This window comes from Mesorhizobium sp. M1A.F.Ca.ET.072.01.1.1 (assembly GCF_004023325.1).
GTDB lineage: Bacteria > Pseudomonadota > Alphaproteobacteria > Rhizobiales > Rhizobiaceae > Mesorhizobium.
Window position 1 is genome coordinate 1 of record NZ_RZSF01000302.1, and the last position, 8,226, is coordinate 8,226.

9 protein-coding genes and 1 riboswitch are annotated in these 8,226 nt (G+C 64.7%); of the genes, 2 read left to right on the forward strand and 7 right to left on the reverse strand.

Features of this window, described 5'->3' with window-relative positions:
* From dxs to EOA32_RS29370, 5 genes are all read right to left on the reverse strand, one after another.
* Positions 1–1,512: 1-deoxy-D-xylulose-5-phosphate synthase (dxs, locus tag EOA32_RS29350; RefSeq protein WP_128373583.1), on the reverse strand; the 1,512-nt coding region annotated here is incomplete at its 3' end.
* A gap of 132 nt (positions 1,513–1,644) precedes the next feature.
* Positions 1,645–2,565, reverse strand: coding sequence for a pirin family protein (locus EOA32_RS29355; RefSeq protein ID WP_128373584.1), 921 nt, complete (start codon positions 2,563–2,565; stop codon positions 1,645–1,647).
* Positions 2,566–2,573: 8 nt separating this feature from the next.
* Positions 2,574–2,840, reverse strand: a complete 267-nt coding sequence (locus tag EOA32_RS29360; protein ID WP_066998050.1) for a DUF2277 domain-containing protein — start codon at positions 2,838–2,840, stop codon at positions 2,574–2,576.
* Positions 2,841–3,031: 191 nt separating this feature from the next.
* Positions 3,032–3,283, reverse strand: a complete 252-nt coding sequence (locus tag EOA32_RS29365) for an exodeoxyribonuclease VII small subunit (protein WP_095778033.1) — start codon at positions 3,281–3,283, stop codon at positions 3,032–3,034.
* A 3-nt stretch (positions 3,284–3,286) separates the two neighbouring features.
* On the reverse strand, positions 3,287–4,213 hold the full coding sequence (locus tag EOA32_RS29370) for a histone deacetylase family protein (protein ID WP_095830437.1): 927 nt from the start codon (positions 4,211–4,213) through the stop codon (positions 3,287–3,289).
* Between the two features lie 114 nt (positions 4,214–4,327).
* Positions 4,328–4,506, forward strand: a riboswitch (cobalamin riboswitch).
* A 42-nt stretch (positions 4,507–4,548) separates the two neighbouring features.
* On the opposite strand from EOA32_RS29370, the gene bluB reads away from it, so the two are divergent.
* Complete coding sequence (gene bluB, locus EOA32_RS29375; RefSeq protein ID WP_128373585.1) at positions 4,549–5,286, forward strand: 5,6-dimethylbenzimidazole synthase; 738 nt, start codon at positions 4,549–4,551, stop codon at positions 5,284–5,286.
* 30 nt (positions 5,287–5,316) lie between these two features.
* Here bluB and EOA32_RS29380 read toward each other — a convergent pair whose 3' ends face one another.
* Both EOA32_RS29380 and EOA32_RS29385 read right to left on the reverse strand, forming a co-directional pair.
* Positions 5,317–6,297, reverse strand: a complete 981-nt coding sequence (locus tag EOA32_RS29380; RefSeq protein ID WP_128373586.1) for a hypothetical protein — start codon at positions 6,295–6,297, stop codon at positions 5,317–5,319.
* Between the two features lie 144 nt (positions 6,298–6,441).
* A complete protein-coding gene (locus tag EOA32_RS29385) occupies positions 6,442–7,032 on the reverse strand; it encodes a TetR/AcrR family transcriptional regulator (protein WP_095800304.1) in 591 nt (196 codons plus the stop codon).
* Between the two features lie 121 nt (positions 7,033–7,153).
* Here EOA32_RS29385 and EOA32_RS29390 point away from each other — a divergent pair.
* Positions 7,154–8,226, forward strand: a 1,073-nt coding sequence (locus EOA32_RS29390) for an MFS transporter (protein ID WP_145971379.1), incomplete at its 3' end; no start/stop codon positions are given.

Consider the following 8,226-nt stretch of genomic DNA (forward strand, 5'->3'; position numbering starts at 1 on the left):
TTCCTTGAGAATGCGGCCTTTGCCGATCTCGAGCACTGAGCCGCGCTCCGGCATGTCGACGCCGACGCCGTTGCCGCGCGGATAGCGGAAGGCGGTCGGGCCGCCGTCGTAGTCGGCTGCCGTGCGCACCATATGGCGAAGCTCCGCCTCATCGGCGGCGGCCATGACGACGAAGCCAGGCAGCGAGGCGAGGAAGGTCGTGTCGAAGGCGCCGCAGTGCGTGGCGCCGTCGGCGCCGACGAAGCCGGCGCGGTCGATCGGGAAGCGCACCGGCAGTTTCTGGATCGCCACGTCGTGCACCACCTGGTCGTAGGCGCGCTGCAGGAAGGTCGAATAGATGGCGGCGAAAGGCTTGTAGCCTTCGGTGGCGAGGCCAGCGGCGAAAGTCACCGCATGCTGCTCGGCAATGCCGACATCGAAGGTTCGGGCCGGGAACACCTCGCCGAAGAGGTCGAGGCCGGTGCCACTCGGCATGGCGGCGGTGATCGCCACGATTCGTTCGTCCTCGCGCGCCTCCTGGATCAGGCTCTCGGCGAAGACCTTGGTGTAGCTCGGCGCGTTGGCCGGCGCTTTCGCCTGCGCGCCGGTGATGACGTCGAACTTGTTGACGCCGTGATACTTGTCGGCGGCGGCCTCCGCCGGCCCGTAGCCTTTGCCCTTCTGGGTGACGACATGGATCAGAATGGGCCCGTCGCCATTATCGCGGACGTTCTTCAGCACCGGGATCAGGTGCTCCAAATTGTGTCCATCGATCGGGCCGATGTGGAAGAATCCCATCTCCTCGAACAGCGTGCCGCCGGTGACGTAACCGCGCGCGTGCTCGACGGCGCGGGTGATGGCGCTGTCGGCGCGCTTGCCGAGATAGGAGGTCAGCTTCTTGCCGAAATCGCGCAGGCCGAGATAAGTCTTGCCGGAGGCAAGCCTCGCCAGATAGGCGCTCATCGCGCCGGTCGGCGGGGCGATCGACATGTCGTTGTCGTTGAGGATGACGATCAGGCGGGCATTGAGCGCGCCGGCGTTGTTCATCGCCTCATAGGCCATCCCGGCGGACATGGCGCCGTCGCCGATGACGGCGATGACATTGTTGCGGCCGCCCGCAAGGTCGCGGCCCATCGCCATGCCGAGGCCGGCCGAAATCGAAGTCGAGGAATGCGCTGCGCCGAAGGGGTCGTATTCGCTCTCTGCGCGCCGGGTGAAGCCGGAGAGACCGCCTTCCTGGCGAAGCGTGCGGATGCGGTCGCGGCGGCCGGTCAGAATCTTGTGCGGGTAGGCCTGGTGGCCAACGTCCCAGATCAGCCGGTCTTCCGGCGTGTTGAAGACATAGTGCAGCGCAACCGTAAGCTCGACGACGCCGAGACCGGCGCCAAGATGGCCGCCGGTGTGCGACACCGCATCGATCAGCTCCGCGCGCAGTTCGGTCGCCAGCTGCGGCAGCTCGCTTTCATCAAGTGCCCGCAAATCCGCGGGGATGCGGACTTTGTCGAGGAGCGGCGTGTCAGGCTTCGGGTTCACTCTGGGACGGCCTGTCAACTTAACCTTGGGTTAACCTTCAAATATGCGCTTTGCTATGCGCGAGATAGGCTGACGGCGCGCCAATGTAAATGCGTGTCAGTGACGCGCCTGGCGCAGAATGTCCATCCTGCGCTAACCTTCCGGCAGCGGAATGAATTCTTCCTCATCGCCAGGAACGATATCGAAGCGGCCCGTCTTCCATTCTTCCTTGGCCTGCTCGATGCGTTCTTTCGAGGACGAAACGAAATTCCACCAGATATAACGCTTGGAGCCCAGCGACGCTCCGCCGAACAGCATGAAATGCGCGCCGCGCTCGGACGACACGACGATTTCCTCGCCCGGTTTGAACACCAAAAGCCGCTCGGCCGGGAAACGGTCGCCGGCAATCGAAACCTCGCCCTCCAGCGTGTAGATGGCGCGTTCCTCGGCGTCGGCGGGGATTTTGACGCTGGCGCCCGCCGCCAGCCGCAGATCGGCATAGAGCGTTTCCGAGGCGGTCGCGACGGGCGAGCGCAGCCCGGAAAATTCGCCGATGACGACGCGGCCGCTAACGCCCTCGGCATCGATTTCGGGCAGTTGGACGACCGACGTGTTCGCGAACACCGGGGCGATTTCTTCCTTGCTGTCCGGCAGCGCCAGCCAGGTTTGCAGGCCGGAAATCGACATCGGCGCGCCGCGCAATTCCTCGGGCGTGCGCTCGGAATGAACGATGCCGCGGCCGGCGGTCATCAAATTCACGTCGCCCGGCGCGATCACCATTTCGGTGCCGAGCGAGTCGCGATGCCTGATCTTGCCGTCGAACAGATAGGTGACGGTGGACAGCCCGATATGCGGATGCGGGCGCACGTCGATCGCGTGGCCGGCACGCAGGATGGCCGGGCCCATGCGGTCGAAGAAGATGAACGGACCGACCAGCCTGCGTTTCGCCGTCGGCAAGGCGCGGCGAACCTCGAAGCCGCCAATGTCCTTGGCGTTCGGAATGACCATCAACTCGATCTGGTCGCAGGCGAAGGCGTCGCCGGCCTCAGGATCGTTGCCCGGAAAGAAGCTCATGACCGGCGTCAGGCGAAGCGGAGCGCGGATCGGGCCTTCGCCTTGGCGGCCTCTTCCTCGCGGTTGCGCGGATGCTGGGTGGTTTCGAGGCTGTCAAGCAGCTCGCGCGCGGCGGCGGCGATCGCCTCGACGGCGTGGTTGAAGGCATGCTCGTTGCGCTTGGACGGCTTGGTCGCGCCGCTCAGCTTGCGCACGAACTGCAGCGCCGCGTCATGGACCTCGTCGTCGGTCGCCGGCGGATCGAAGTTGAACAGGGTCTTGATGTTTCGGCACATGCTTTAACTCCTTACCTGCTTTCTGCCCGAACCGGTCTGACATTGTGCACCGAGGTGTGTTGAGATTCAGGTCAGACCGAGCCGAAAATGGCGGGTTCCGAGAACCGGACCGGAGCGTACTTGAAGGACGTGAGCACCGGAACCGCAGAAAGCCGCGTTTGCAGGCGGCCTCACCTGAATATCAATACACCTCACTCGGCGTCGAGCGGCTCCGTTCCAACCGGCTTGCCGTCGCGCGAGAGCCTGATCTTCTCGACCTTGTCCTCGGCGGCCTTGAGCAAGCGGTCGCAATGAGCCTTCAGCGCCTCGCCGCGCTCGTAGATCTTGATCGACTGGTCGAGCGGAACGTCGCCGCGCTCCAGATCATCGACGATCTTCTCCAGCGCGTCGAGCGCCTGTTCGAAGCTCATCGCCTTGACGTCTTGGTTAGCTTCATCAGCCATCATTCATCCCTTCATCAGCCGCCCGACATGGGCGGCGACCGAAAATGCCAATCCTTGCAGATCGTAACCGCCCTCCAGCAGGCTGACGAGCCGGTTGCCGCTGTGGCGCCCGGCGCGCTCCATCAGCTGGCCGGTCGCCCAGTCGAAATCATCCTCGGTCAGGTTGATCGCGGCCAGCGGATCGCGATGGTGCGCATCGAAACCGGCGGAAATGATGATCAGATCCGGCTGGAAGGCGTCGATCGACGGCAGCACGCGCGACAGGAAGGCGTCGCGGAACGTGTCGCTGCCGGTGCTCGGCGCAAGCGGCGCGTTGACGATGTTGCCGGCGCCGGTCTCGCTCTTGGCACCGGTGCCCGGATAAAGCGGCATCTGGTGGGTCGAGCAATAGAGCACCGACGGATCGTCCCAGAAAATGTCCTGCGTGCCGTTGCCGTGATGCACATCCCAATCGACGATGGCGACGCGCTCGGCCAGATGCTTCTCCTGCGCATAACGGGCGGCGATCGCCGCGGTGTTGAACAGGCAAAAGCCCATCGCGGTCGCTTTTTCGGCGTGATGGCCGGGCGGACGCGCGGCAACGAAGACATTGGCGGCACGGCCCTCGAACACATCGTCGACGGCGGCGTTCGCCGCGCCGATCGCCGTCACCGCCGCATGCCAGCTTTTCGGGCTGGCGCTGGTGTCGGCATCGATCGAGACGATCCCCGTCTCGGGAATCGCAGCGCGGACACGGCCGACGAAATCCTCCGGATGCGCGTAAAGGATAGTCGCCTCGTCGCCTTCCGGCGCCTCGACGCGGTCGAGGGCCGAAAAAGCCTCGTCGTCGAGCACGCGCTCGATGGCGCGCAAACGGTCGGGCCGCTCGGGGTGGCCGGGCGGCGTGAGGTGTTCCAGGAATACCGGATGAGTGTAGAGACGAGTGGTCATGGCGCCTAATCTAGGCACCTGTCGCACGGATAGCCATGTTTCAGCGCCGAATGATTGGGGAAATCGCGCCCAATCGTGTCGCTGGCGGCATTGGCCCGGCTTCGGCTTCGCGATAAGGTCGCGTCGCTGCCTGGTGCCCGCAACGCGGGAGAATCGGGAACACGGTTGAAATCCGTGGCGTGCCCAACGCTGTGAGGGGGACCGCGCCGGCAAACGCCACTGTCCCAGACGGGAAGGCGCCGGATGCGGGTCGATCCCGAGCCAGAAGACCGGCCCGGCAGACATGGTCATCCGCATGGTCAGGCGGAGGACTGCTTATCGCAAGGGGACAAGCGATGCAGGCACGAACAGCCGCCGCCGGCGGCGATGACTTTGACCAATTGGCGCGCGACGCCGTCTACCGGGCCATGTTCACCCGGCGCGACGTGCGCAGCCATTTCCTTACCGACGATCTCGACGACAGCGTTTTGGCGCGGCTGCTCACCGCGGCACACCACGCGCCGTCGGTCGGCTACATGCAGCCCTGGAACTTCATCATCATCCGGGACGCCACAAGGCGGCGGCAGGTGCGCGACCTTTTCCTCGCCGCGCGCGAACAGGAACTGCCGGCGATCGAGGTGGAGCGGCGGGCGCTCTACCGCAAGCTGAAGCTCGAGGGCATCTGCGAAAGCGCGCTCAACCTGTGCATCACCTGCGACCGCCAGCGCTCGAAGAACTCGCCGCTCGGGCGCTGGCACAATCCGGAGATGGACCTCTACAGCACCGTCTGCGCGGTGCAGAATTTCTGGCTCGCGGCGCGGGCGGAAGGCGTCGGGGTCGGCTGGGTGAGCATCATCGAGCCCGAAGCGCTGAAGCGACTGCTGTCGATCCCCGAGCACGTCACGCCGATCGCCTATCTCTGCGTCGGCCGCGTCTCGGAATTCGCGCCGAGGCCCGACCTCGAAGCGCATGGCTGGGGCAAGCGCCTGCCGCTGCCCGAGCTGGTGATGAGCGAGACCTTTTGCGGCGCCGGCGAGGCGCCGCTCAAATCGGCGATCGCTCGCCTTGGTTCCCGTGAAGGGGCGAAGCCGTGATCAGGCGGCCTTCGTGGCCGGGGCTGCTGCTCAAGCGGTCCTTGGCGAATCCCAGCGCGAGCCGCCGAAGGGGCTGAGCGCCTTGTCGCGCAGCTCCCTGAACTTGGACGAGGCTTCGGCCAGGCGCCGGTCCCATTCCGGATTGGGGACCTGGCCCTCGATGGCGGCGAAGTAGACCTGCATCAGCGAAGCGATGGCGAAGGGCTCGATGAAAGCCGCCTTGAAGGCCCAGGCGAAGACGATGGCCAACACGAAGGCCCAGCCGGCAAGCTGGCCCGGCATGGCCCAGAGGATCGCGGCGGCGGGCGCCAGCATCAAAAGAAAGATGACGAAGGAAACACCCCACATGATCACCGCCAGCCAGACGGCGTTCTTGACCATCAACTTGCCGTTCTGCGCGTAGAGCACGACGCCTTGCCTGGCGGTCTCGAAAGGCGAGTTGGAATTGGTGCGGATGTTGTAGCCGAGGATGATCTCGTCGACATAGGTCAGCGACAGGCGGATGACGGTATTGATGAAGCTCACCAGACCGCTTAAGCCTGGAATGGGTAGGAACGCAGCAATGCCGCCGATCAGCCCTGTGATGGCGCGGATGGCGCCTTTCACCAGCTGGTCGACGACGAAAAGGATGTTGGCCTCGGCGAAGCGCTTCGTCACCACTTCGCGCGCATAGGCGATCTGGCCCTGGCCGTCGGGAACGTCCTGCCCGTCGATCAGATGGACCATGACGGCGATATGGCCTGCCTTGAGCACATAGAGAATGTATTCGCGGATCCAGTAGACGGCGATCGAGACCACGCCGAAGCCGACCACCCCACCCCACAAGGCAAAGGACATCGGCCCGTCCGGATCGGTCGAGATGTGGCCGACGCCGTAACCGACGCTGGCGCCGGTGCCGGTCGCTGTTATGTAGGCCACCGTGATGCCGAAATAGACGATGATGCGAAAGACGATGAACGGCCACGTCCGCATCATGATGGACACCGACCGGCCGATGCTGAAGTCCCACATGGCCCCGACCCTCCGCCTCAGAGAATTGGCGGGAGAGGATGCGCTCGCTCCTGCCAAAGTCAATGTCGGAGGGATTTTGAGCGGGGGACAATTGTCTGAGGCAGCGCGGACCCGAGTGATTGCCCGGAACGCCGCGACCGGATGCTATTTGGTTTTCAGGCCTTCCAGCAGCTGCTTGAACGCCGCCACAACCTTCTTCGACGTCGCTTCCGGATCCTTGGCATTGGCGATGCGCTGCGAGGCCTGGCTACTGGCGCCGTTGATGAGCCGCGCTGCGGTCTCGGGATCGAGATCGGGAACGACGACGCCCTCCTCCTGCAGCTTTGACAGGTGATCGGCCATTGAAGCCGTGCAGGCGCTGGCGTTGGGCCACTGAGCCGGATCGCCGAGCACGGCCGGGCCGTCCCTGAACATGATGCGCTGGATTTCCGGCTCAAGCGCCATCTCGATATAGGTGGTGCATTCGTCGACGAAATGCTGCCAGCGAGTAGGCGCCCGCGAGGCCACCTCGTTCACCCGCGCCGCCATCTCGGCGTCGATCTCGGCGATCACCGCCTGCAGGAGTCCCTTCTTGTCGCCGAAATGATGATAGAGCGCGCCGCGCGTCAGACCCGCCGAAGCGGTGAAATCGTCCATCGAGGCCTCGGCATAGCCGATCGTGCCGAAGGCATGGCGCGCGGCCGCGATCAGCTTGGCGCGCGTCTCGGCGATCATCTCCTTGCGGGGTTTGTGCATGGCTCCTGGCCTTATTCACATACGCGTCGTATGCTAATTGACATACGCGACGTATGAACTATCTGACATTCATACGCTGCGTATGTAGTTGCGGCGCCTTCCCTTGTCGAGGAACGGGACCATGCGAAACCCATATTCGGAAATCTTTCGGGCTCCTGGCACGAAGAGCTTCGCCGCGGCAGCCTTCATCGCCCGACTGCCGATCGCCATGGCGCCGATCGGTATTGTGGCGATGCTGTCGCAAACGCATGGCGAGTACTGGCTGGCCGGCGCCGTCTCGGCCACATACGCTTTGGTCAACGCCTTCCTGTCGCCGCAGGTCTCGCGGCTGGTCGACCGCCTCGGCCAGAGCCGGATTGCCGTGCCGACGACACTTGTCTCGGCGCTTGCCTTCGCAACCTTGATCGTCGCGGCCAACCAGCACTGGCCGGTGTGGACCTTGTTCCTATCCGCGCTGCTTGCCGCGTTAATGCCCAGCATCCCGGCGCTGGTCAGGGCGCGCTGGACCGAAATTTTTCGCGACCGCCCCGAGCTCAATACCGCCTTCGCCTTCGAATCGGCCGCGGACGAGCTGGTCTATGTCGCTGGGGCATCGCTGTCGGTGGGCTTGAGTGCCGCGCTGTTCCCGGAAGCCGGGATGGTGGTGAGCACCTTGCTGCTCGCCTTCGGCTCGTCGGCATTCCTGCTGCAGCGTTCGACGGAACCGCCCATTCGTCCGGCCGAGGGTGGCGCGGCCGGTTCGGCGATCCGCCTGCGGCCGGTGCAGATCATCACCTTCGCGCTGATCTTCGTCGGCGCGACCTTCGCAACCACGGAAGTCACCACCGTTGCCATTACCGAAGAGCTCGGCCAGCCCGAAGCAGCCAGCCTCGTCATCGGCGTCTATGCACTGGGATCCTTCGTGCTCGGCATCATCGTCGGCGCGCTCAGCCTGCGCACGCCGCTGCAACGCCAACTCGCGATAGCGGTCGCCGTCATCGCGCTTACCACTCTGCCACTGCTTTTTGCCGACACGGTGCCGACGCTGGCGCTTGCCGTGTTCGTCAGCGGCGTTGCCATCTCGCCGACCTTCATCACCGCCTTTGGACTGATCGAACGCCACGTGCCGCCGGCAATGCTCACGGAAGGCGTGACCTGGGTGACCACCGGGATCGGCATCGGCATGGCGCTGGGCTCCTTCGCCGCCGGCTGGAT

Excerpts from the sequence above, each read along its gene's own strand:
- EOA32_RS29355 (WP_128373584.1), bottom strand. The coding sequence starts at position 2,565 with ATGAGCTTCTTTCCGGGCAACGATCCTGAGGCCGGCGACGCCTTCGCC.
- EOA32_RS29385 (WP_095800304.1), bottom strand. The coding sequence starts at position 7,032 with ATGCACAAACCCCGCAAGGAGATGATCGCCGAGACGCGCGCCAAGCTG.
- EOA32_RS29365 (WP_095778033.1), bottom strand. The coding sequence starts at position 3,283 with ATGGCTGATGAAGCTAACCAAGACGTCAAGGCGATGAGCTTCGAACAG.
- bluB (WP_128373585.1), top strand. The coding sequence starts at position 4,549 with ATGCAGGCACGAACAGCCGCCGCCGGCGGCGATGACTTTGACCAATTG.
- EOA32_RS29360 (WP_066998050.1), bottom strand. The coding sequence starts at position 2,840 with ATGTGCCGAAACATCAAGACCCTGTTCAACTTCGATCCGCCGGCGACC.
- EOA32_RS29380 (WP_128373586.1), bottom strand. The coding sequence starts at position 6,297 with ATGTGGGACTTCAGCATCGGCCGGTCGGTGTCCATCATGATGCGGACG.
- EOA32_RS29370 (WP_095830437.1), bottom strand. The coding sequence starts at position 4,213 with ATGACCACTCGTCTCTACACTCATCCGGTATTCCTGGAACACCTCACG.